Raw genomic sequence first — 22,178 nt, 5'->3', positions numbered from 1 at the left:
GGTTTGCGTTCCTCACTATGCCTTGCGCGGGCGCGCTTTTGAAGCGCGCCAAAAAAGCCCGTCTAGACGCGCTGCGTGCCCGCGCGATTCGCGACAGCGGAAGCGCCGCCCGCGCGCCCGAAGCGCCGTGCGCCGGCCACGCACGCGATCACCAGGGCGGTGACGGCGATCATCGCGGGCGGCACGGATTCGTGCAGCAGCAGTGCCGCGAGCACGAAGCCGAAGAACGGCTGCAGCAACTGCAACTGCCCGACGCCCGCAATGCCGCCGAGCGCGAGCCCGCGATACCAGAACACAAAGCCGATCAGCATGCTGAAGAGCGACACATAGGCGAACCCCCACCACGAGGCCGCGCCCACCGCGGCGAACGAGGCGGGCCGCAGCCACCACGCGAGCGGCGCCATCACGGGCAGCGAGATCACGAGCGCCCAGCAGATCACCTGCCAGCCGCCCAGGCGCCGCGACAGCCGCGCGCCTTCCGCATAGCCGAGCCCGCACACGACGATCGCGCCGAGCATGAGCGCGTCGCCGAGCGGCGAGGCGTCGATGCCGTGGCGCAGCGCGAACGCCACCACGGCGGCGCTGCCCACCGCGGAAAAGAGCCAGAAGGCCGGCTGCGGACGCTCGCCCGCACGCAGCACGCCGAACACGGCCGTGGCGAGCGGCAGCAGGCCGACGAACACGATGGCGTGCGCCGAACTCACGTGCTGGAGCGCGAGCGCCGTGAGGAGCGGGAAGCCCACCACCACGCCGAGTGCCACGATGACGAGCGGCCAGACCTCGGCGCGCGCGGGTCGCGCCGCGCGCAGCCCAAGCAGCAGCAGCACGCTGAGCCCGCCCGCAATGCTCGCCCGCGCGACGGTGAGGAACACGGGGTCGAGGCCGAGCACGGCGAGCCGCGTGGCGGGCAGCGAGCCGCTGAAGATGAGCACGCCTGCGAGGCCGCAGAGCCAGCCGTCGGTGGTGGGGTCGAGCGTTTTGCGCATGGGCTTGTGGGCAAGAGGAAACAGCGGTGATCGATCCGCCGATGATGCGCGCCGCGCCGCGCGAAGGTAAGCTACAGATCAGTACAATTTGTTCAAACTGTATTGAACACGGAGCAGTACAGATGAAAGACAGAGCGAGGACGCAAGCCTTGCCCATGACGCGCGTCGAGCAGGTGATGCAGGCGCTGCGCGAGCGCATCGCCGCGCGGGCCCTGGACGCGGGCGCGCGCGTGCCGTCCATCCGGGCGATGAGCGGGCAGCTTGGCGTCTCGAATTCGACGGTGGTGGAGGCCTACGAGCGCCTCGTCGCCGAAGGCGTGCTCGTCGCGCGGCGCGGCGCCGGATTCTTCGTGGCCGGGCACGCGCCGCCGCTCGCGCTCGCCGCGCTCGGGCCGCAGCTCGACCGCGAGATCGATCCGCTCTGGCTCACGCGCCAGTCGCTGCAGACCGAGGCCGACGCGCTGCGGCCCGGCTGCGGCTGGCTGCCCGCCTCGTGGCTGCCGCAGGACGCCGTGCGGCGCGCGCTGCGCGCCCTCGCACGCGACCCGCGCGCGCCGCTCACCGATTACGCGTCGCCGCTCGGCCTGCCGGCGCTGCGCCAGCAGCTGGCGTGGCGGCTCGGCCAGCACGGCGTGGAGGCCGCGCCCGGGCAGATCGTGCTGACCGACGGCGGCACCCAGGCGCTCGACCTGCTGTGCCGCTTCCTGCTGGAGCCGGGCGATACCGTGCTCGTGGACGACCCGTGCTACTTCAATTTCCAGGCGCTGCTGCGCGCGCACCGGGTGCGCGTGGTCGGCGTGCCGTACACGCCGACGGGCCCGGATCTCGCCGCGTTCGAGCGCGCGCTGGCCGAATCGCGTCCGCGCCTCTATGTGACGAACTCGGCGGTCCACAACCCCACGGGCGCGACGCTCGCGCCCGCCGTCGCGCATCGCCTGCTCAAGCTCGCGGAGGAACACGACCTCCTGATCGTCGAGGACGACATCTTTGCCGACTTCGAGATCGAGCCCGCGCCTCGCCTCGCGGCCTTCGACGGGCTCGCGCGTGTCGTGACGATCGGCAGCTTTTCGAAGACGATGTCGGCGGCGGCGCGCTGCGGTTTCATCGCGGCACGCGCCGACTGGATCGAGCCGCTCGTGGATCTCAAGCTCGCGGTTTCGTTCGGCAATGGGGAGATGGTGGCGGAACTCGTGCACCGCCTGCTCGTGGACGGCACCTATCGGCGGCATCTGGACGGCTTGCGTGCGAAGCTCGCCGACGCCATGGGCGAGACGCTGCAGCGGCTCGCGGCGCTGGGCCTGACCGCATGGACGCGGCCGCAGGCGGGACTATTCGTATGGGCGCAGTTGCCGGATGGACTCGACGCCGCGCAGATCGCGCGCGAGGCGCTGGTGGAAGGCGTGGTGCTCGCGCCGGGCAACGTGTTCAGCGTGTCGCGCAGCGCGGGCGATTTTCTGCGCTTCAATGTTTCGCAGTGCAATCGTCCGAAGGTCTACGAAACATTGCAGCGTGCGATGGAGCGGGTGGCGCAGCCCGCATGAAGGGGCCGCGCCCATGCATCACGGTTCGTGACGCAGATAGCCTTCCTTCGACGGATCGCGCATACGCCACGAGACGATCAGCGAAATCGCGCACAGCGCGGTCACGTACCAGTAGAACGTGGACTCGCTGCCGGCCGCCTTGAACCACAGCGCGACGTATTCGGCCGAGCCGCCGAACAGCGCGTTGGCCACCGCGTACGAGAGGCCCACACCCATCGCGCGCACTTCGGGCGGGAACATCTCGGCCTTGATGAGGCCGCTGATCGACGTGTAGAAGCTGACGATCGCGAGCGCCACCGTGATCAGCGCGAACGCGGCCACCGGGCTCGACACGTCCTTGAGCGCATGCATGAGCGGCACCGTGCCGATCACCGCGAACGTGCCGAACAGGATCATCGACGTGCGCCGGCCGATCTTGTCGGACAGCGCGCCGAACACCGGCTGCATCAGCATGTAGACGAACAGCGCGCAGGTCATCACGTTGCTGGCGGTTTTCGCGTGCATGCCGGCCGTGTTCACGAGGTACTTCTGCATGTAGGTCGTGAACGTGTAGAAGATCAGCGAGCCGCCTGCCGTGAAGCCCACCACTGTGAGGAACGCGCCCTTGTGCTGCCACACGCCGCGAATCGTGCCCGCGTCGCGTTTGTGGCGCGACTCGCTCGTCGAGGTTTCGTCGAGCGATTTGCGCAGATAGAGCGAGATCAGCGCGGCGAATGCGCCGACCACGAACGGAATGCGCCAGCCCCAGGCCTTCAGTTCTTCGGTGGAAAGCGTCTGCTGCAGGATCACGAGCACGAGCAGCGCGCAGAGCTGGCCGCCGATCAGCGTGACGTACTGGAACGACGCGAAGAAGCCGCGCCGGCCCTTGAGTGCGACCTCGCTCATGTAGGTCGCGCTCGTGCCGTACTCGCCGCCCACCGAAAGTCCCTGGAAGAGCCGCGCGAGCAGCAGCAGGAACGGGGCGAACGCGCCGATCTGCGCGTAGGTGGGCAGCATGGCGATCACGAGCGAGCCGCCGCACATCATGAGCACCGAGATCATCATCGCGGTGCGGCGGCCGTGGCGGTCGGCGATGCGGCCGAACAGCCAGCCGCCGATGGGGCGCATGAGGAAGCCTGCGGCGAACACGCCGGCGGTGTTGAGCAGCTGCGTGGTGGTGTTGCCGCTCGGGAAGAACGCGGGCGCGAAATACAGCGCGCAGAACGAGTAGATATAGAAGTCGAACCACTCGACGAGATTGCCCGACGAGGCGCCGACGATGGCGAATACGCGTCGCCTCGTGTCTTGCGCGGATAGCGTGGTTGGGTCGGTCTGGACGTCCATGGGCGGGTCTTCTCCTGGTTTGTGTATTTTGGTGGCGAGCGGCCGTCATGCGGCCGTCGCAAGAGTTGAAACGCGCGCCGCCGGGTCCCGGCGCGCGATGCCCGCGATTTTAGCTAACTGTAATTAAATGTGTGGAAAATGTAATGACTGCGAGAACGGGCCCTAATAGGTCCACGTAATGCCGGTTCGCGAGGCACAAAAAAGCCAGCGGGGAGCCGCTGGCTGGAGGGGGAAAGCGGGGGAAAGTCGCTCAATGCTGCTTGCGCAGCGGCACGTCGCGCAGCAGCCACGACAGCGCGAACGAGAACACCACCACGACCGCAGCCGAGAGATAAACCGTGTGCAGCGCGCCGGCGAACGCGTCGAGGTACTGCGCATGCAGCGTGGGCGGCAGATGGTGGATCACGTCGGGCGTGAGCGGCTGCGGCAGTTCCACATCGGCCGTGAGCACCTTTTCGAGCCGCGCGTGCAGCCCATGGGAGAACACGGCGCCGAACGCGGCCACCCCGACCGAGCCGCCAATCGAGCGGAACAGTGTCGCACCCGATGTGGCCACGCCCATGTGGCGAAATTCCACGGCGTTCTGCACGGCGAGGATCAGCACCTGCATCACCATGCCGAGGCCGCAGCCGAGCAGGCCCATGTAGAGATACATGAGGTGAATCGGCGTATCGATCTGCAGGCGCGCGAGCAGCATCATCGCCACGGCCACGAGCGCCGTGCCCACGATCGGGAATATGCGGTACTTGCCGATCTTGCTGATGATGCGGCCCGTGATGATCGACATCACGAGCACGCCGCCCATCATCGGCAGCATCTGCATGCCGGCCTGCGAAGGCGTCGAGCCCTTCACCACCTGCAGATACAGCGGCAGGAAGGTGACCGAGCCGAACAGCGAGACGCCCACGATGAAGCCGATCAGGCTTGCGAGCACGAAGGTGCGCTCGCGAAACAGTTCGAGCGGCATGATGGGTTCGGCGGCGTGCTTTTCCTCGTGGATGAAGCCTGCCACGGCGACGATGCCGAGCAGCAGCGTGAGCCAGAGCGTGGGCGACGTCCACGGCAGCAGCGAGCCGCCCTCGCTCGTGAAGAGGATCAGGCAGGTGAGGGCGGCGGCGAGCCAGCCCGCGCCCATGTAGTCGATCACGTGCTTCACGTGCGCGGCGCGTGGCTTGAACACCGCGCCGATCACCACGAGCGCGATCGCGCCGAGCGGCAGGTTGATGTAGAAAATCCAGCGCCACGACAGATGCTCGACGAGAAAGCCGCCGAGCAGCGGCCCGATCACCGTGGCGATACCGAACACGCCGCCGAACATGCCCTGATACTTGCCGCGCTGCGCCGGCGGGATCACGTCGCCGATGGCGGCCATCGTCACGACCATCAGGCCGCCGCCGCCGATGCCCTGCAGGGCGCGCAGCACGATGAGCTGTTCCATGTTCTGCGCCACGCCGCAAAGCGCCGAACCGATCAGGAAGATCACGATGGCCGCCTGCAGCACGATCTTGCGCCCGAACAGGTCGCCGAACTTGCCGTAGAGCGGCACGACGATCGTCGAGGTGAGCAGGTAGGCCGTGACGACCCATGAGAGCCGGTCGAGCCCGCCCAGCTCGCCGACGATGGTGGGCAGCGCCGTCGAGACGATGGTCTGGTCGAGCGCGGCCAGCAGCATGACGAGCAGGAGCGCCGGAAACAGCAGCCGGATCGGCGGATGGCCGCCCCGCGGATGGCCGCCGGCATCGGCAGACGCCGGGCCCGACGCCAGCACCGCTGCATTCGCGTGAGCGCCGACCCCCGCCGTAGCGGGCACAGGGTGTTTCATGCTGGGTTTCATCGTGTGCGTCTGTCTTGAAATTAATTAATTCGGAGGTTAATATTAGGACAATTATTCCAGTTGGTCAAAATTCATTTCGTTACCCGATAAAACGCCTATGAAAGTGCCAGAACCCATCCTCGACAGCGCAGGCGGCACGCCAGGCCGGCCCGCCGCGCGCCGTCCCGGCCGGCCGAGCGGCGGCGTGGCCGGGGCGGAGCAGCGCGCGCGTCTGATCGACGCGGCGCTTGCGTTGTTCGCGCGCCAGGGCATCCTCGACACGTCGCTTGCCGCCATCGCCCGCGAGGCGGGCGTGACGCCCGCGATGGTCCACTACTACTTCAAGACGCGCGATCAACTGATCGATGTGCTGATCGACGAGCGCTTCGTGCCGCTGCGCGAGTCGCTCGGCGACATCTTCGCGGAGCATCCCGACGATCCCGTGGCGGCGCTCACCGCGCTGGTGCAGCGCTTCGTGGCGTTGGGGCAGCGCAATCCGTGGTTTCCGCCGCTGTGGGTGCGCGACGTCATCAGCGAGGGGGGCGTGCTGCGCCAGCGCATGCTCGAGCGCCTCGGCCGCGACCACCAGGAAAAGGCCCACACGGCCATTGCGCGCTGGCAGCGCGAGGGCCGGCTCAACGCGGCGCTGGAGCCTGCGTTGCTGTTCCAGTCGCTGATGGGCCTCACGCTGCTGCCACTCGCCACCAGCCAGATGTGGCGCGGCGACGCGCAGCGGCCACACGTGGGCGTCGAGGCGATCGCGCGCCATGCGGTCGCGCTCATCACCGAGGGCGTGGGGCCTGGGCGCATCGACGCACACGCCGATACGGGCATTGATACGGATTAGTCGCCAGCGCGCGCCGTGGTACGCTCCGTGGCCTTTGCGGCATGGCCCGTGCGCAGTGCCGCGCGAATGTTCCCGGTCGAGGTCCGGTCTGCCTTATTCTTCCGCTTCTTCCCGCACTTCTGCGCACCAAGCCCCCGCCATCGTCTGGTTTCGCGACGATCTCCGGCTCGCCGACCAGCCCGCGCTCGCGCAGGCCGCGGCGAGCGGCGTGCCGCTGATCTGTATCTGGATCCACGATCTGCACGCGTCGGGCGAGCGCCCGGAGGGCGGGGCGGCGCGCTGGTGGCGCCATGAATCGCTGCGCGCGCTCGAAGCGGCGCTGGCTGCGCGCGGCGGCCGCCTGCTGCTGTTGCAGGGCGACGAAGCGGCGACACTGGACGCCCTCGTCACCGAAACCGGCGCGCAAGCCGTGTACTGGAACCGCCGCTACGGCGCGGCGCAACGCGAGGTCGATCGCGCCCTCAAAGCCTCGCTGCGCGAGCGCGGCGTCAGTGCGGAGAGCTTCAGCGCTCAGCTCCTCAATGAGCCATGGACGGTGCTCAATCAGTCCGGCGAGCCGTTCCAGGTTTTCAGCGCCTACTGGCGCGCCTGCCTGCGCATGGGCGACCCGCCGCCGCCGGCAGGCGAGCCCGAACGGATGATTTTTCAATCGCTGCCAGCACGTCTTACCCAGCGTGCATCGACGCTCGACGCGCTCGGCCTGGCTCCTCGCGCGCCCGACTGGTCGGGCGGTGTGCGCGCAGCCTGGACAGCGGGCGAGGAAGCCGCGCTGGAGCGTCTGCGCGCGTTCCTCGCCACCGACCTCGACGCCTACGCCGGCGAGCGCGACGAGCCCGGCGACGCGGCCACGAGCCGCCTCTCCCCGTATCTCGCCGTCGGCGCGATTTCGCCGCGCCAGGTCTGGGCGGCGCTCAGGGCGGCGCAGCACGCGCACGGACGCGGCTCGGCGCGCCGCGCCGCGAGTGCCGAAAAATTCGCGAGCGAACTGGGCTGGCGGGAGTTCTGTCATTACCAGCGCTTTCACTACGCCGATCTGGCGACGCGCAACCTGCGTCCCGCTTTCGACGCCATGCCGTGGCGCAAGGACGCCGCCGGCCTGAAAGCGTGGCAGCGTGGGCTGACCGGCTATCCGCTCGTCGATGCCGGTATGCGCGAGCTTTGGCACACGGGCTGGATGCACAACCGCGTGCGCATGGTCGTGGCGTCGTTCCTGAGCAAGCATCTGCTGATCGACTGGCGCGCGGGCGAATCCTGGTTCTGGGACACGCTCGTCGACGCCGACCCGGCCAGCAATCCGGCCAACTGGCAGTGGGTGGCGGGCTCGGGCGTGGATGCCGCGCCGTATTTCCGCATCTTCAATCCGGTGCTGCAGGGCCAGAAGTTCGACCCGCGCGGCGCCTATGTGCGGCACTGGGTGCCGGAGCTGGCGGGCCTGCCCGATGCGCTCGTGCACCAGCCGTGGAAGGCCGGCGCGCAGCAACTCGAAGCGGCGGGCGTGCGCCTCGGCAAAACTTATCCGGAACCTGTCGTCGAGCATGAACTGGCACGCCAGCGTGCACTCGAAGCCTATGCACAAACCGGCAGGGCCAAGGGCCTCGGCGCTTCGCGACAGGGGCCAAAGCAGGACGTAAAAAAGGGCGGCAAAGCATGAGCGCCGCCGTCATCGGGCTGTCTTGTGATGCGGCTATCGTGCGCGGCGCGGATGGGCGCACGCGCGGCACGCAGGAACCGGACGGCATCAAGATTGCTCTATCAGGACGGCCCGCGTTGCCGTGCGCCCGGCGTGATTCCGGGCTCGTAGCCTTGCGGCACTCGGCCTGACAGACAGAAAGGCATGTAAGCAAACACAATGAACGCAGTACACAAGCTCGACCGGACGACCATCGTCCTGGTCGAAGACGATCCGCACAGCCGGGCGTCACTGACTTCGCTGCTTGAGGCGGAGGGTGCGCATGTGGTGGCGGTCGAAGACGCCGAAACCGGCGTCGAAGCGGCCCTGAGCCTGCACCCCGACGCCGTGGTCTGCGATCTCGACCTGCCGGCCATGGACGGCTTCTACCTGATCCAGCGCCTGCGCGACTACGAAATCCGCGGCGATCACGCACCGACCGTCGCGGTCGCGCTCACGGGCCATACAGACGAAAGCTGGCGTTTGCGCAGCATCGGCGAGGGCTTCCAGCACTTCATGACCAAGCCGGCCCGGCCGGACGAACTGGTGACGCTGCTGAGCGACGCGATCGACGCGCGCCAGTCGCTGTGACGCCGCGCGCGTAGCGCGGCGGCAAAGATGCGGGTGCGGATGGACTGAAGCGCCGCGACATGCGGCGCGGCTGAGCTGTTGCCCGCGCTCAAGGGCGGGCAAGATCGGTTAGCTAACGGACGAGGACTGCGCGGCGGCTTCGGGCGCCGCATCGGCGCCCGGCTGTGCGGCCTTGTCGGCCGAATTGGCCTGACTCTCCTGGCATTGCGCGCACAGACCCTTGAGCTCGATGCCGTCGCCGGCGAGCCGGTAGCCCGCGGCCTCGATCTGCGCAACCAACGCCTGGCGCAGCTTGGGCTCGTGCAGCTCGGTGACGTTGCCGCACTGCTGGCACACCACGAGAATGCCGTGCTGACACTGCGTGAGGTCGTGGCACACGGCGAACGCGTTGATCGATTCGATGCGGTGGATGAGCCCCGCCGACAACAGGAAGTCGAGCGCCCGGTAGACCGTGGGCGGCGCCGAACCCGGATGGATCTGGCGCATTTCGTCGAGCAGCGAATACGCCTTGGTTGCGCGTCCCGAGGCGAGCAGCAGCTCCAGCACCTTGCGGCGGATCGGCGTGAGCTTTTCGCCGCGCTCGCGGCAATAGGCTTCGGCCATCGCGAGCGCGGACTCGACCGAAGCGCCCTCTACACCGTCGTGCGAGTGGGCGTGGCCGTGATCGTGCGCGTGGTCGTGCGCCTCGGTGTCGCTGTGCAAGGCCAAGGCGTCCGGGGACGGTTTTGCTGTCTTCATGCTTGCGATTATACGGGGCGCGCCGCCGGCCCGCCCGCGCCGCCATTGAGCGACGGCTCAGGTGAGCGGCAGATCGATGTACTTGCGGAAGCCCTGGCGCTGAGCGATGCGCTGATACCAGCGCTCGACATTCGGCAGCGGCTCGCGCTCCACGCCTTCGAGTCCGAACCAGCGCCGCGCGTACGCGCCGAGCACGATGTCGGCGAGCGAGAAGCGCTCGTTTTCCATGAAGAAGCGGCCTTGCAGATGGTGGTCGAGCAGCCGCCAAAGCGGGGTCAGCTGATCGAAGTCGGCCGCGAGCTTCGCCGTGTCGCGCTTTTCGGGCGGCGTGCGCACGAGCGCGAGGAACACGGGGCGCTCGACGGGCGCGAGGGTGCCGATCGACCAGTCGAGCCAGCGCTCGATCGAGGCGCGCACCTTCGGGTCGGTCGGGTAGAGCAGGCTCGAAGGGCCGTATTCCATCGCCAGATAGCGCAGGATCGCGTTCGATTCCCACAGCACGAAGGTGCCGTCGGTGATCGTCGGGACCTTGCCGTTCGGATTCATGGCGAGATAGGATGGCTCGTTGAGATGGCCGAACGAGCCGCCCGCGTCGATGCGCTGGAACGGCAGCACGAGTTCATCGCAACACCACAGGACTTTCTGGACATTCACCGAATTGGCGCGTCCCCAGATCGTGATCATCTGGCGCGTACTCCTTGCAAGAGGAAAAAGGGTCAACCTGGCGCTGGCCGCCACGATACACGATTCTCGCGCGGTTTATTTGTGCAGCCAGGCATTTCGTAGAATAGGCGCTGCGCGGCGCCCGGAGTTCCGCCGCCGCGCCCGCTTCGTGCGGCAGCGCTCCCTCGCTTGCCTGCGCGGCCGCCACGAACCTCAACATCCGTCCGAGACCCGCCCATGGCCCGCATTGTCCCCGACGACTGGCAGCATCTCGAAGCCACCGGCGCCGCCGCGCGCGAGCGCGAAACGCTCGCCGCGCTCGCCCGCGGCTTGCCGAACGGCTACACCGTCTATCACGGCGTGCACTGGACGCGGCTCTCCGAGGGCTTTTCGGTGTTCGGCGAGGCCGATTTCGTGATCGTCAGCCCGGCCGGGCGCGTGATGCTCGTCGAGCAGAAAACGGGTTTTTTGCGCGAAACGCCGGGCGGCCTCGTCAAGGCGTACATGCAGACCGAGCGCAACGTGGCGATCGCGCTGGCGCGCACGGTCGAAGGGCTGCATCGGCGCTTTACGGCGTCGTTCGGCGCGGGCACCTACGTGCTCGAAGAGCTGTTCTACTGCCCCGACCACGTGGTGCGCGAGCCCGCCATCGCGGGCGTGAACCCGGCGCGCATCGTCGACGCCACGCGCAAGGCGCAGCTCGCCGCCATCGTGCTCGAAGCCATGCCCGCCGACGAGCCGCGCCTGCCGTGCGCCGCCAGGATCCATCACTTTCTCGCCGACGAACTTTCGCTCACGCCCGACACCAGCGCGCTGCTCGGCGCGGCCGGCACGCTCGTCACGCGGCTCGCGGGCGGCCTCGCCACGTGGGCGCGGCGGCTCGAATTTGCCCCGTTCCGGTTGCGCGTGATCGGCACGGCGGGCTCGGGCAAGACGCAACTGGCCGTGCAGGTCATGAAAGACGCGCTGGCGCGCGGCGCGCGCACGCTCTACGTGTGCTTCAACCGGCCGCTCGCGGATTACATCGCGCAGCTCGCGCCGCCCGGGGCGAAGGTGGCGACCTATCACCAGCTGTGCGACTGGGTCGCGCGCGACGGCGGCCACGTGCCCGACTTCGGGAGCCCCGGCGCGTTCGACGACCTCGTGCGGCGCTTCGGCGAGATGCCGGTTGCCGAGCGCTGGCAGTTCGACGTGCTGATCGTCGACGAAGGGCAGGATTTCCAGGAGGCGTGGGTCGGCGCGCTCGGGCGTCTGCTGCGGCGGGACGCGGCATGGTGGTGGCTCGAAGATCCGCTGCAGAACCTGTACGTGCGCGAGCCGCTCGCGCTGGCGGGCTGGACCGTGCTGCGCGAGACCACCAATTACCGCAGCCCGCGCGACATCCTCGCGTTCCTGCGCGACGTGGCCGGACCGACCGTGCCCGCCATCGCGCAGCTCGCGGCGGGGAGTCCGTTCGACGGCTCCGACGTGACGGTGGCGAGCTGGGACGAGCACGAAACCGGACCCGGCGCGGAGCCCGGGGTGGTTCTGGCCACGAAACGCGCGATTACGCAGGCGCTTTCGCTCGGCTTTCGCAAGCAGGACATCGTCGTGCTTTCCTGGCGCGGACGCGAGCATGCGCTGTTCGCGACGCCCGATCAGCTCGGCCCGCACCGGCTGCGCAGCTTCACGGGCCAATACGACCTGTTCGGCAATCCGCAGTACCGCGAGGGCGACCTGCTGCTCGAATCGATCTACCGCTTCAAGGGCCAGTCCGCGCCGTGCGTGATCCTGACCGAGGTGGACTTCGAGTCATTCGACGAGCGCGCTGCGCGCAAACTCTTCGTCGGCGCGACCCGCGCGGCCATGAAGCTCATCGTGGTGGCGTCGCCGCGCGCCGCGCGGTTCATCGAGGGCCGGCGCGGCGGCGCCTGAACGCCGGCTCGCTCAGCTCCAGGCCGAGGCGCCGATCAGCGTGCCCGTGCGCGCCTGGGCGTTCCACCAGATCACGCGTAGGAGCGGCGCGGTCTGGGCAATCAGGATGGCCTGCACCGGATCGCTCTCGATGAAGTGCGTGACGCCGCTGCGGATGGCCGCCGCGGCCTTGTGCGCCGCCACGGCCGCGGCCGTGTCGTCGTGTTCGTCCGGCGTGCGCATGATCAGTTCCAGGTGCCCGAAACCGTGGCGTTCGAGCCAGGCGAGCGTGCGCTCGCGGTCGATCTCCGGACGCCCCGTGATGATCGCGCGCGTGCGTTTCATGTCGATGCCGGGCAGACGCTCGAACGGCACCAGCTCATCGCGCTCGGCGAGCGCGGCGACGAGGTCTTCGTCGTAGCGCGCAATCGGGAGGTCGGGGAGCAGGACGCCGTCGAGATCGATGGCGTAGACCGCATACTCGTGGTCGTCGGCCATGCGCGTACCGTCGCCTTCGCCGTCGCGGATCCAGTCGGCGCGATAGCGGTCGGTGTAGGCCTGGCGCTCCCACGGGAACAGCGCGAAATAGCCGCTCGCGTCGATCGAATAATCGGGGCGCAAACGGCTGAGGTCGTCGTAGGCGCCGGTGAGCGTGCGCACGACGAGCCCGTGCTCGCTCAGGAACGCGATGCAGTCCACGAGCGTATGGCCGCGCCCCGCGATGTCCTCGCAGAGCAGCACTTTCGAGCCCGGTTCGGGCAGCGGCAGCGTGGAATCCCAGCGCACTTCACGCGTGATGCGGTCATAGCGCAGGAATGCGACAGCCGCCCCCGTTGCGTGCGAAACCATCAGCGCGAGCGGCGCGCCGCCGCGCAGGATGCCGACCACGAGGTCGAATTCCTCCGCGATCAGCGCCGGCTGAAGCGACTCGACCCAGTGATCGAGCTGTTCGTAGGTGAGCGGAACGACAGGTTTATCCATGGGTTGAATTGGGTGTCGAAGCGCGTGATCGGTAACTGCGCGGTAACTGCGCGGTAGCTGCGCGGCAACTGCGCGGCAACTGCGCAACGCGCGTTTCCGATAGCGGTGTACGAGAAAAAGACGGCTATTGTCAGCACAATGTTTGACGATATTATGCCTATGCTCACCAGCGCCTGCTGGCACGGCGGGTGGAGGTTGCAGGAAAACGAGGGTAAAGCAGCAGGAAAAAGCGGCGCATTACCGCAAAATGTAGCGTAGCGCCGCGCAAAGACACACGAAAACGACGCGAATCATCGCGCGAAAGGGCTCGGGCAAGATGTGGCATGGGATGGGATGGCCAGGCTGGCGGCGCTGGGCCGCCGTGGTGGCGCTCGCGAGTGCGGCGCCGTTTTTTGCACCTTCTGCGCAGGCGGCGGGTTCGACCGGTGCGCTCTCGCTCGACGTCGATGGCGAGGTGCGCGTGACCAACAACGCGTCCCACACGGCGTATCACTTCAGCGAGGCGGAACTGCTCGCGCTGCCCGCGCATTCGATCACGACGGCCACGACCTGGACGCCGCGCTCGACCTTCACGGGCCCGCTGCTTTCGGACGTGCTCAAGGCCGTGGGCGCCTACGGCAGCCAGATCGAGATCCATACGCTCGACGACTACACCTGCGTCGTGCCCGTGGCCGACGCCGCGCGCTACGGCGTGGTGGTCGCCTATGAGATGAACGGCCAGCGGCTCAAGGTGAGCAATTTCGGCCCGTTGTTCCTGATCTATCCACGCGACCAGCATCCGCTCGAGCTCGACGGCGCGGCAGGCGACTCGAAATTCGCGTGGCAGATCAAGTCGATGACGATCAAGCGGTGAGTAGCGGGTGATACAACGTCCCTTGCGACGCCTGCTGCAGGCGATCATCTGGATGGCGGCGCTCGCGCCGCCCGTGGTGGCGGTCGGCTATCTGCTCTATGCGAACCTGCTCAATCCGCAGGTCGTGCAGCGCATCACGGGCAATTACGACGGCCTGTACTGGGACGCCGCGCAGCTCCAGATCGCCTACGCGCGCTTCGAGAGCCAGTTGCTGATGTTCGCGGACGGCATCGACCGCGATCTCGACAAGGTGCGGCTGCGCTACGAGGTGCTGCAGTCGAAGCTCAACGTGATGAAGGGCTCGACGCTCTCGCTCGACTCGACGCCGGGCCTCAAGCGCCGCCAGGACGCCGATCTCGCCATTCTGGCCGCGACGATCTCGCCGTTCGAGGCCGAAATCGCCACGCTCGCGGACAACCCCGAACGCGCAGTGCCGATGCTCATGGCGCTCGACCTGCACTGGACCCAGGTGACCGACCTCGCGCTGAACCGGCGTTTCGCCGACGTGACCGAGCGCGAGGCGATCCGGCACGACTTCATCGCCAAGCGCCGCGAACTGTTCGCTTCGGGGCTCGTGCTGCTCGTGCTGTCGGCGGCGGCGGGCGTGCTGCTCGTGATGAACGGCTACCGGCGCACGCGCCTGCTGCACCAGCAGCGCGCGGCGCTCGAAGCCGAGCACCAGGCGAGCCGCGCCGCGCGCGAGGCGAGCATGGCGAAGGACGCCTTCCTCGGCATGATCAGCCACGAACTGCGCACGCCGCTGCACGCGATCGTCTCGTCGATCGAGCTGCTCGGCTTCAACTCGCATTCGGAAGCCGACCGCAAGGTGATCCAGCGCCTCGAAACCGCCGCGCGCCAGCTCGAAGCGCAGATGAAGGACCTCACCGACTACGCGCGTCTCGGCGCGGGCAAGCTCGAATTGCGCCAGGAAGAGTTCGAGCCGCGCGAACTGCTGCAGTCGATCGTCGACGAGAACGAGCAGGCGGCGCGCTCGCGCGGGCTCGTGTTCGAGCATGCGTGGGTGGGCCCGCAGCGGCGCGTGGTGGCCGACCCGCATCGGATTCGCCAGATCGCCGGCAACCTCGTCACGAACGCGATCCGCTACACGGAGCGCGGCAAGGTGCGACTCGAATTCTGGCTGCAGGCGCCCGCGCGGGTCCCGCGGCCATCGCAGGATGAGGAGGGCGCGCCGAAGGCCGCTGGCGGCGACACGCTCGTGATCGTCGTCGGCGACACGGGGCCCGGCGTGGCGCCGGACCAGATTCCGCTCATCTTCAAGGAGTTTACGCAGCTCGACACGTCGCGCTCGCGGCGCTATGAAGGCGCGGGGATGGGGCTCGCGATCGTGCGCGGCCTCGTCGAGCTGTTCGGCGGCACGATCGAGACGCAAAGCCGAGTGGGTAAAGGCACGACCTTCACCGTGCGCATTCCCGTTACGCCGGTCGAGCCGCCGGCGCCCGCGGCCGTGGCCGAAGCGGCGCAGCCCGCGCGGACAGCGCCGCAGGTGCTCGTCGTCGACGACAACCCGCTCGTGCGCGATTCGCTCTGCGAGATGGTCGCGCACATGGGCTATCGCGCGCTCGCGGCCGGCGACGCCGACAGTGCGCTCGCGCTGCTCGCGCACGTGGCATGCGACGTGGTGCTGCTCGACCTGCATATGCCGGGCCGCGACGGCTACGACTTCGTGGCGGGGCTCGAAACCGCGCAGGACGTGCTCGCGCAGCCGCGCGTGATCGCGGTGAGCGCCGACGTGGCGGGGCTGGCGGCGCTTCCGGACCACGCGGGCAAGACGCCGGGCGGCGAGGGCGCGCCGTTCTTCGACCGGCTCACGAAGCCGGTGCATTACGAGGTGCTGCGGGCGGCGTTGCAGCGCGCGCTGAGCGCGCCGCGCGCGGCCGCCTGAAAGGCTTGGGAGCGGGCGGAGCGGACGATGCGCGGCGTCAGCCGCGGTTGAGCCGCTTTGAAAGATCGGCGACGAGAATCGCCATGCGCGCCGGCTTTTCGTAGCAGGCCACGTTGTAGTGGCGCACGACCTGGCTGATCTCCGATTCGCTGGCCTTGCCGGTCAGCAGTTCGCCGGTGAGCACGAAGATGGGCGCGTCGGGGTTCTCGGAGGCGCGCACGCTGCGGATCGCCTCGGCGGCGGTCTGGCTGCCGAACAGCCAGTCGATCACCACGCCGTCGAACACGTTGTTTTCGAGCGCTTCGTTGAATGCCGCGAGGCCGTAGAGCGCGAGTGCCGTGTAGCCGCTGTGCTCGAGGTAGTCGCGCAGGTTGTCGGCGGAGGAGCGGTCGTCGTCGACGACGGCGATGAGCGGCTTGTCGGACTCGGCGCGGCGCGGGTAGATCTCGATCTTGTGGACTTCGCGCGCGTTCTGGTAGAGCGCGCCGTCCGGGCGCACCACGCGCCACTGGCCCTGCTTTTCGTAGGCGACGAAGTCGGGGCGGCTGCCCGCCTCGACCGGCGCGCCGATCCACGCGGTACAGGGCAGCTCGGCGGCGCTCACGCAGAGCATCGCTTCTTGAGCGCTGGCCCCGACCATGCCGGGGTCGAGCAACTGCGCGCCGAACAGCTGGCCCGCGGGTTCGCCGAACGCTTCGGCCACTTTCTTGATCTGCGCGAGCGTCCACGGGCTGTTGCCGCGCAGCTTGCGGTGCCCCTGTGAAAAGCTCAGTTCAAGAATCCGGCACAGCTCGGTCGTTTGTTGACGCTTGCCGATGCCGTGACGGCTCATCAGCTCGCGTACGCGCTCCGCCACCGAGGCCGAGTCGGTTGTGTAGGCAACGTTCGACATACTGCTCAAAGGGGGATTCGTGGATTCAGTTTCTGATTGATCATGCCGTGGCGCCGTGAGGCCGGTCTGACCGGACCTCGCGCGGCCTGCGCACGGGAGCACGATATTCTAAACGCATAAAATGCCAAACGACGGCGCTATTTTAGCTAAATGTAATGCGGCGCCGAAAAACGAGAATGTAAGCGTATATTCGGCTTCGTTTACATCCGGCTTGCGATATTCGCGGCATTGCGGGGACGGCGCGCGGCTGCGAAGATGCACGATTTTGAACGCCGTGCGCTCGCGCGCGGAAGATCAACCTTACTGCGGCGAGGGGTATCGTTTGGACGACGGGCGCAACGGCGGGACATGGCGACATGAAGGCGTGCCGTACTACAGCCAGTGGGGCAGCGCCGACTGGGTGGCGCCCATCGTCGAGCGCGGCGCCGACCCGTGCGAGGACCCGCACTGGCGGGCGAGCGGCTTCCCGGAGGCCGACGCCTACCGCTTCTGGGCCAAGCGCCTGTGCGGCCTGACCTGCCTCGAATCGGCGCTCGACTATTGGGGCGTCGCGCATGCGCCGCGCGCGCAGATGCTCGAGGAGGCGTTGCGGCATGGGGTATATCGCGTGCGCGAAGATGGCGGTGTGGACGGTTTGATTTACCGGCCGTTCGCCGCATGGGTGGAAGGCGCGTTCGGCGTGCGCGTGGAGGTGATGACCGACGAGGGCATCGCGGCGAGTGCCGCGCGCATCGATGCCGACACGCTTGCCATCGTCTCCGTGAGCCCGGAGATCCGCTATCCCGAGCGGATGGATCCCGGCCAGGGCGGTCATCTGATCCTGCTGCACGGCCGCGGCGATGGCGGCGTCTGGTTCCACAATCCTTCGGGCATTGCGCCGTATCAGGCGGATGCTTGGCTGCCTTATGAGACGGTTGCGCGGTTTCACGCGCGGCGTGGGATGGCGCTTAGGCGGCCGCGCTGAATGCGCGTGGGCTCAGACCGGCGCCAACTGCAGCCCCTCCAACAACTGCCGCACCCGCGAGAGATCGCGATTCACCGCGCCAGCATCCTCAAACAACTCCGCGAGCCAGTCGACGAACACGCGCACGCGCGGCGACAGCTGCCGCGACTTCACGAACGCCACCGAAACGGGCGTAGGCAGCGGCTTCCACTGCGGCAGCACCTCGACCAACGCACCGCTGTCCAGGTACGGCTGCGCCGCGAGCAGCGGCGGCTGGATCAGCCCATAGCCCTGCAGACCGCACGTGAGGTAGGCGAACTCGTCGGAGACATGCACGAACCCGTCCACCTTCACCTTGGTCGGACTGCCGTCCACCTCGAAGTCGAACTCGAACGGGCGGCCCGTGAGCGGCGAGAGGAAGTTGACGACCGGATGCTGCGCGAGATCGTCGAGCGTTTGCGGCGCGCCATGCCGCTCGAGGTAAGCGGGGCTCGCGCAGGTCACGTGCTCCAGCACGCCAAGGCGTCGCGCAGCGAGTCCCGAATCGGGCAGCTCGCCGAGCTGGATGCTGCAATCCACGCCCTCGCCGACGAGATCGACGTTGCGCAGGCTCACGCCGATCACGAGGTCGATCTGCGGATAGCGCGCGTGAAATTCATCGAGCGCGGGCAGCACGATCGCGTTGGCGATGAGGCCCGGCATTTCCACGCGCAAGCGGCCGCCGATCGCGCCGGGCGACTGGCGCACGCTCGCTTCGGCATCGTCGATGTCGGCGAGGATCTGCGAGGCGCGCTCGTAGTACGCGGCGCCTTCGGGCGTGAGCGAAAGGCGCCGCGTGGTGCGCACGAGCAATTGCGTGCCGAGCAGCGATTCGAGGTTCTGCATCAGCGTGGTGGCGCTGGCGCGCGGCATATCGAGTGACTGCGCGGCTTTGGTGAAACTATTGGTGTCGACGATGCGTACGAACGTGCGCATCGCCTGGATGCGGTCGATCACGGGCGAGCTCCTGACAATGGGCTTGAGGCTTGAACGAAATCCGCGCTGCTGCAGAAAAAGAGTGAGCCGCGTAGCGACGAATGCGCTTCGCGGCGCCGGCGTCTCGCGGAAAGCGACGCTCAGCGGTTAAACAGCCATGACGATTGGATGGCGGCGCATGTGACGCCGGCTCGACTACGGGAGGCCAAAAAAGTAGGCCTCGAAGGGGAAGGGCTGGCGGGCCATCCGGAACGGATGGCCCGGCGGGGCAGGGTGTTACGTCGGGATGCGCGGGTCTTGTTGCCTGCGCGACGTGCGCGTTACTTGCGCAGCGAATCGAGGTCGATCACGAAGCGGTACTTCACATCGCTCTTGAGCATGCGCTCATAGGCGTTGTTGATGTCCTGCATCTTGATCATTTCGATATCCGACGTAATGCCATGCTTGCCGCAGAAGTCCAGCATTTCCTGGGTTTCTGCAATGCCGCCGATCAGCGAGCCCGCCAGACGGCGGCGCTTCATGATCAGGTTGAAAACTTGCGGCGACGGGTGATCGTGCTCGGGCGCGCCCACCAGCGTCATCGTGCCGTCACGGCGCAGCAGTTCGATGAACGGGTTGAGGTCGTGCTGCGCGGCCACGGTGTTCACGATCAGGTCGAAGCTGTTGGCGTGCGCCTGCATCTGCTCCGGGTCCTTCGAGATCACCACTTCATCCGCGCCAAGGCGCTTGCCGTCTTCGATCTTCGACGGCGACGTGGTGAACAGCACCACGTGCGCGCCCATGGCATGCGCGAGCTTCACGCCCATGTGACCGAGGCCGCCGAGCCCCACGATGCCGACCTTCTTGCCGGGGCCTGCGCCCCACGTGCGCAGCGGCGAATACGTGGTGATGCCCGCGCACAGCAGCGGCGCCGCAGCGGCGGCATCGAGGTTCTCGGGCACGCGCAGCACGAACGCTTCGTCCACCACCAACTGCGTGGAGTAGCCGCCGTAGGTGATGTCGCCGCTCACGCGGTCGGCGCCGTTATAGGTGCCGACCCAGCCGTTCTCGCAATACTGTTCGAGGCCTTCGGCGCAACTCGGGCAGGTGCGGCACGAGTCGACGAGACAGCCCACGCCGACGAGTTCGCCCACCTTGTACTGCGTGACGCCGTTGCCGACTTCGGCCACGCGGCCGACGATCTCGTGGCCCGGCACGACCGGGTAAATCGTGTTGCGCCATTCGTCGCGCGCCTGGTGCAGGTCGGAGTGGCACACGCCGCAGAACAGCACGTCGATACGGACGTCGAGTTCGCGCAGGTCGCGGCGCTGGAATTCGAACGCGGCGAGCGGCGAGGCGGCGTCGCGGGCGGCGTATCCGTAAGTTGGGTACATGGGTTGGCTCCTTTGGTGCATGGGTGTTGCGGCAGGGTTCCCATCGTAAGGACCGGGACCCACCCAGGGAATACCTGAAGCTATCGAAGACTTGCCTGATTCTCCTGGTGCTCAGCACATCCACAGGTTCGGTGATAGATTGGCAAGCCTGTTTCTCTGCCTGACTTCATCTTTTGGGGCACAACCGATATGGGCTACGTCAAAACCCTCGCCGCGGCGGCCATCGCGCCGGCGGCCGCCACGCAGGCGCGCACGGTCGACCTGCTCATGCAAATCACGCAGCGCGACGGCGTGCACGCCACGGCGGTCGAAGGCGTGCGGCTCTACCGCGGCAGCCAAAGCCATCCGCGCCAGCCGGTCATGTACGAACCGAGCATTTTCATCGTCTGCCAGGGGCGCAAGCGCGGCTTTCTCGGCGACCAGGTGTTCATCTACGACGCCCAGCAATACCTGGTCCTCTCGGTGCCGATGCCGTTCGAGTGCGAGACCGAGGCGAGCCCCGAGAAGCCGATTCTCGCCATCTCGATTCGCGTCGATCTCACGACCGTCGCCGAACTGCTCATGGCGCTCGACGACCCGCGCCGCGCCGTGTCCGAACCCTCGGGCATCTACGCCACGCCGCTCGACGCCACGCTCTCGAATGCCGTGCTGCGCCTGCTCGAAGCGCTCGCGCAACCGTACGAAGCGCGCATTCTCGGTCCTTCGATCGTGCGTGAGATCTGCTACCGCGTGCTCATGGGCGAGCAGGGCGACGCGATTCGCGCGGCGCTCACGCATCAGCATCACTTCGGGCGGATCGCGAAGGCGCTGCGGCGCATTCACACCGACTACCGTGGCGACCTCGACGTCGAAACGCTCGCCTCCGAGGCGGGCATGAGCCTTGCCGTTTTTCATGCGCATTTCAAGGCCGTCACCTCGACATCGCCGATGCAGTACGTGAAGACCACGCGCCTGCATCATGCGCGCCTCCTGATCACGCACGACGGCCTGACCGTGAGCGCGGCGGCCACGCGCGTCGGCTATGAAAGCGCGTCGCAGTTCAGCCGCGAATTCAAGCGCCTGTTCGGCATGAGCCCGGCCGACCAGATGCGCCAGGCGCGCGACGCCGCAGCCGCCGCGGCCGCGCCGCGCGTCGAGGTGCTGCCGCCGCGCTATGTGACGGCCGTGTGAAGTCCACGCGCGGGGGCACTCCGGTATTCGATTCGCATATCGAAACAATGACGGAAGGGTGACACGACGATGAAGCCATGCCTGCTGGTCCTGATACTGCTTCCCGCTGAAGACCTCGCCGGGTTTGGCGAACAGTTCGACGTGATCTACGCGCCCGATGCGGATGCGCGCGCCAAAGCGGTCGCGGAACGCGGCAAGGACGTGCGCGTGGTGCTCACCAACGGCACGACGGGCCTCACCGCCGACGAAATCGACCGCATGCCCGCGCTCGAACTGGCGGGCGCGCTCGGCGCGGGCTACGAGAACATCGCACTCGATCACGCCCGCGAGCGTGGCATCGCGCTGTGCAATGGCGCGGGCGTCAATGCCGACTGCGTCGCCGACCACGCGCTCGCGCTCCTGCTCGCGGCCGTGCGCGCCGTGCCGCAGTTCGACGCCGCCTGTCGCACCGGCGTCTGGCGCGACGCGCTGCCCATGCGCCCCACGGTCACGGGGCGGCGGCTCGGCATCGTCGGCTACGGGCATATCGGCGAGAAGGTCGCGCGGCGCGCGGCGGGCTTCGGCATGGAGCTCGGCTATCACAACCGCAAGCCGCGCGAGGGCGCTCAGGCGCGCTATTTCGAGAGCGTGATGGCGCTCGCGCAATGGAGCGACTTTCTCGTGATCGCGACGCCGGGCGGCGCGCAATCGAAGCATCTGATCGACCGCGACGTGATCGACGCGCTGGGGCCGCACGGCTTTCTCGTCAACGTGTCGCGCGGCAGCGTGGTCGATACGGCCGCGCTCGCCCTCGCGCTGAAGGCGGGGACGCTGGGCGGCGCGGGGCTCGACGTCTACGAGGGCGAGCCGCAGCCGCCCGCCGCGCTCATCGGGTTGGACAACATCGTGCTCACGCCGCACGTGGCTGGCGCGTCGCCCGACGTGCGCACCGCCACGGTGCGCCACTTCGCCGAAAACGCGGCGCGGCACTTCGCGGGCGAGGCGCTGCTCACGCCGCTTTGAAGGCCGGCGTTGGGCGCTTTTA

At 67.9% G+C, this 22,178-nt stretch carries 19 protein-coding genes; 10 read left to right on the top strand and 9 right to left on the bottom strand.

Translation table 11 applies throughout. The annotated features are described in order from the left end of the window. Positions 1-62: 62 nt before the first annotated feature. Positions 63-986 (bottom strand): DMT family transporter, encoded by a 924-nt coding sequence (locus AB4Y42_RS21685; protein ID WP_368695292.1) that lies wholly within the window; start codon positions 984-986, stop codon positions 63-65. A 122-nt stretch (positions 987-1,108) separates the two neighbouring features. Here AB4Y42_RS21685 and AB4Y42_RS21680 point away from each other — a divergent pair, with 122 nt between their 5' ends. After that, positions 1,109-2,527 (top strand): PLP-dependent aminotransferase family protein, encoded by a 1,419-nt coding sequence (locus AB4Y42_RS21680; RefSeq protein ID WP_368695291.1) that lies wholly within the window; start codon positions 1,109-1,111, stop codon positions 2,525-2,527. Positions 2,528-2,545: 18 nt separating this feature from the next. Here AB4Y42_RS21680 and AB4Y42_RS21675 read toward each other — a convergent pair whose 3' ends face one another. Next, positions 2,546-3,850, bottom strand: coding sequence for an MFS family transporter (locus AB4Y42_RS21675; RefSeq protein ID WP_368689622.1), 1,305 nt, complete (start codon positions 3,848-3,850; stop codon positions 2,546-2,548). Positions 3,851-4,100: 250 nt separating this feature from the next. Next, on the bottom strand, positions 4,101-5,672 hold the full coding sequence (locus AB4Y42_RS21670) for an MDR family MFS transporter (RefSeq protein WP_368695290.1): 1,572 nt from the start codon (positions 5,670-5,672) through the stop codon (positions 4,101-4,103). Between the two features lie 109 nt (positions 5,673-5,781). On the opposite strand from AB4Y42_RS21670, the gene AB4Y42_RS21665 reads away from it, so the two are divergent. From AB4Y42_RS21665 to AB4Y42_RS21655, 3 genes are all read left to right on the top strand, one after another. Beyond that, a complete protein-coding gene (locus AB4Y42_RS21665) occupies positions 5,782-6,510 on the top strand; it encodes a TetR/AcrR family transcriptional regulator (protein WP_368695289.1) in 729 nt (242 codons plus the stop codon). An 88-nt stretch (positions 6,511-6,598) separates the two neighbouring features. Next, positions 6,599-8,161 carry a deoxyribodipyrimidine photo-lyase gene (locus AB4Y42_RS21660; RefSeq protein ID WP_368695327.1) on the top strand — a complete coding sequence of 521 codons (1,563 nt, stop codon included), beginning with the start codon at positions 6,599-6,601 and terminating at the stop codon, positions 8,159-8,161. Between the two features lie 198 nt (positions 8,162-8,359). Then, a complete protein-coding gene (locus AB4Y42_RS21655; RefSeq protein ID WP_069268743.1) occupies positions 8,360-8,770 on the top strand; it encodes a response regulator in 411 nt (136 codons plus the stop codon). 108 nt (positions 8,771-8,878) lie between these two features. On the opposite strand, the gene AB4Y42_RS21650 is transcribed toward AB4Y42_RS21655, so the two are convergent. Both AB4Y42_RS21650 and AB4Y42_RS21645 read right to left on the bottom strand, forming a co-directional pair. Further along, positions 8,879-9,508 carry a Fur family transcriptional regulator gene (locus AB4Y42_RS21650; RefSeq protein WP_368695288.1) on the bottom strand — a complete coding sequence of 210 codons (630 nt, stop codon included), beginning with the start codon at positions 9,506-9,508 and terminating at the stop codon, positions 8,879-8,881. A gap of 57 nt (positions 9,509-9,565) precedes the next feature. Then, positions 9,566-10,192, bottom strand: coding sequence for a glutathione S-transferase family protein (locus AB4Y42_RS21645; protein ID WP_368689626.1), 627 nt, complete (start codon positions 10,190-10,192; stop codon positions 9,566-9,568). A 216-nt stretch (positions 10,193-10,408) separates the two neighbouring features. Between AB4Y42_RS21645 and AB4Y42_RS21640 the strand changes: the two genes are divergently transcribed. Continuing rightward, the gene (locus tag AB4Y42_RS21640; RefSeq protein WP_368695287.1) at positions 10,409-12,085 is read left to right on the top strand and encodes an ATP-binding domain-containing protein; all 1,677 of its coding nucleotides are present in this window, start codon (positions 10,409-10,411) and stop codon (positions 12,083-12,085) included. Positions 12,086-12,097: 12 nt separating this feature from the next. On the opposite strand, the gene AB4Y42_RS21635 is transcribed toward AB4Y42_RS21640, so the two are convergent. After that, on the bottom strand, positions 12,098-13,045 hold the full coding sequence (locus AB4Y42_RS21635) for a phosphoribosyltransferase family protein (RefSeq protein WP_368689628.1): 948 nt from the start codon (positions 13,043-13,045) through the stop codon (positions 12,098-12,100). Between the two features lie 328 nt (positions 13,046-13,373). Here AB4Y42_RS21635 and AB4Y42_RS21630 point away from each other — a divergent pair, with 328 nt between their 5' ends. Together AB4Y42_RS21630 and AB4Y42_RS21625 are read left to right on the top strand one after the other, a co-directional pair. Next, a complete protein-coding gene (locus tag AB4Y42_RS21630) occupies positions 13,374-13,898 on the top strand; it encodes a molybdopterin-dependent oxidoreductase (protein ID WP_368695286.1) in 525 nt (174 codons plus the stop codon). Positions 13,899-13,950: 52 nt separating this feature from the next. Next, on the top strand, positions 13,951-15,801 hold the full coding sequence (locus tag AB4Y42_RS21625) for a hybrid sensor histidine kinase/response regulator (protein WP_368695326.1): 1,851 nt from the start codon (positions 13,951-13,953) through the stop codon (positions 15,799-15,801). Between the two features lie 37 nt (positions 15,802-15,838). Here the strand turns inward: AB4Y42_RS21625 and AB4Y42_RS21620 are convergent, their stop codons facing one another. Next, entirely contained in the window at positions 15,839-16,693 is an 855-nt protein-coding gene (locus tag AB4Y42_RS21620) for a helix-turn-helix domain-containing protein (protein WP_254319511.1), read from the bottom strand. Between the two features lie 322 nt (positions 16,694-17,015). On the opposite strand from AB4Y42_RS21620, the gene AB4Y42_RS21615 reads away from it, so the two are divergent. Then, entirely contained in the window at positions 17,016-17,657 is a 642-nt protein-coding gene (locus tag AB4Y42_RS21615; RefSeq protein ID WP_368695285.1) for a C39 family peptidase, read from the top strand. Positions 17,658-17,669: 12 nt separating this feature from the next. Here the strand turns inward: AB4Y42_RS21615 and AB4Y42_RS21610 are convergent, their stop codons facing one another. Continuing rightward, positions 17,670-18,632: a LysR family transcriptional regulator gene (locus tag AB4Y42_RS21610; RefSeq protein ID WP_368689631.1), complete on the bottom strand. Its 963-nt coding sequence runs from the start codon at positions 18,630-18,632 to the stop codon at positions 17,670-17,672. Positions 18,633-18,931: 299 nt separating this feature from the next. Beyond that, on the bottom strand, positions 18,932-19,984 hold the full coding sequence (locus AB4Y42_RS21605) for an NAD(P)-dependent alcohol dehydrogenase (RefSeq protein WP_368695284.1): 1,053 nt from the start codon (positions 19,982-19,984) through the stop codon (positions 18,932-18,934). Between the two features lie 189 nt (positions 19,985-20,173). Here AB4Y42_RS21605 and AB4Y42_RS21600 point away from each other — a divergent pair, with 189 nt between their 5' ends. Both AB4Y42_RS21600 and AB4Y42_RS21595 read left to right on the top strand, forming a co-directional pair. Beyond that, positions 20,174-21,154: an AraC family transcriptional regulator N-terminal domain-containing protein gene (locus tag AB4Y42_RS21600; protein WP_368689633.1), complete on the top strand. Its 981-nt coding sequence runs from the start codon at positions 20,174-20,176 to the stop codon at positions 21,152-21,154. 69 nt (positions 21,155-21,223) lie between these two features. After that, on the top strand, positions 21,224-22,156 hold the full coding sequence (locus AB4Y42_RS21595) for a 2-hydroxyacid dehydrogenase (protein WP_368695283.1): 933 nt from the start codon (positions 21,224-21,226) through the stop codon (positions 22,154-22,156). Positions 22,157-22,178: the final 22 nt, after the last annotated feature.

The organism is Paraburkholderia sp. EG286B (assembly GCF_040965655.1).
GTDB lineage: Bacteria > Pseudomonadota > Gammaproteobacteria > Burkholderiales > Burkholderiaceae > Paraburkholderia.
The sequence above is the reverse complement of the archived record's forward strand: the minus strand, read 5'-3'. Positions and strand labels throughout refer to the sequence as shown.

Coding starts and splice junctions, on each gene's coding strand:
- AB4Y42_RS21685 (WP_368695292.1), bottom strand. CDS start 986: ATGCGCAAAACGCTCGACCCCACCACCGACGGCTGGCTCTGCGGCCTC.
- AB4Y42_RS21680 (WP_368695291.1), top strand. CDS start 1,109: ATGAAAGACAGAGCGAGGACGCAAGCCTTGCCCATGACGCGCGTCGAG.
- AB4Y42_RS21675 (WP_368689622.1), bottom strand. CDS start 3,850: ATGGACGTCCAGACCGACCCAACCACGCTATCCGCGCAAGACACGAGG.
- AB4Y42_RS21670 (WP_368695290.1), bottom strand. CDS start 5,672: ATGAAACACCCTGTGCCCGCTACGGCGGGGGTCGGCGCTCACGCGAAT.
- AB4Y42_RS21665 (WP_368695289.1), top strand. CDS start 5,782: ATGAAAGTGCCAGAACCCATCCTCGACAGCGCAGGCGGCACGCCAGGC.
- AB4Y42_RS21655 (WP_069268743.1), top strand. CDS start 8,360: ATGAACGCAGTACACAAGCTCGACCGGACGACCATCGTCCTGGTCGAA.
- AB4Y42_RS21650 (WP_368695288.1), bottom strand. CDS start 9,508: ATGAAGACAGCAAAACCGTCCCCGGACGCCTTGGCCTTGCACAGCGAC.
- AB4Y42_RS21645 (WP_368689626.1), bottom strand. CDS start 10,192: ATGATCACGATCTGGGGACGCGCCAATTCGGTGAATGTCCAGAAAGTC.
- AB4Y42_RS21640 (WP_368695287.1), top strand. CDS start 10,409: ATGGCCCGCATTGTCCCCGACGACTGGCAGCATCTCGAAGCCACCGGC.
- AB4Y42_RS21635 (WP_368689628.1), bottom strand. CDS start 13,045: ATGGATAAACCTGTCGTTCCGCTCACCTACGAACAGCTCGATCACTGG.
- AB4Y42_RS21630 (WP_368695286.1), top strand. CDS start 13,374: ATGGGATGGCCAGGCTGGCGGCGCTGGGCCGCCGTGGTGGCGCTCGCG.
- AB4Y42_RS21625 (WP_368695326.1), top strand. CDS start 13,951: ATGGCGGCGCTCGCGCCGCCCGTGGTGGCGGTCGGCTATCTGCTCTAT.
- AB4Y42_RS21620 (WP_254319511.1), bottom strand. CDS start 16,693: ATGTCGAACGTTGCCTACACAACCGACTCGGCCTCGGTGGCGGAGCGC.
- AB4Y42_RS21605 (WP_368695284.1), bottom strand. CDS start 19,984: ATGTACCCAACTTACGGATACGCCGCCCGCGACGCCGCCTCGCCGCTC.
- AB4Y42_RS21600 (WP_368689633.1), top strand. CDS start 20,174: ATGGGCTACGTCAAAACCCTCGCCGCGGCGGCCATCGCGCCGGCGGCC.
- AB4Y42_RS21595 (WP_368695283.1), top strand. CDS start 21,224: ATGAAGCCATGCCTGCTGGTCCTGATACTGCTTCCCGCTGAAGACCTC.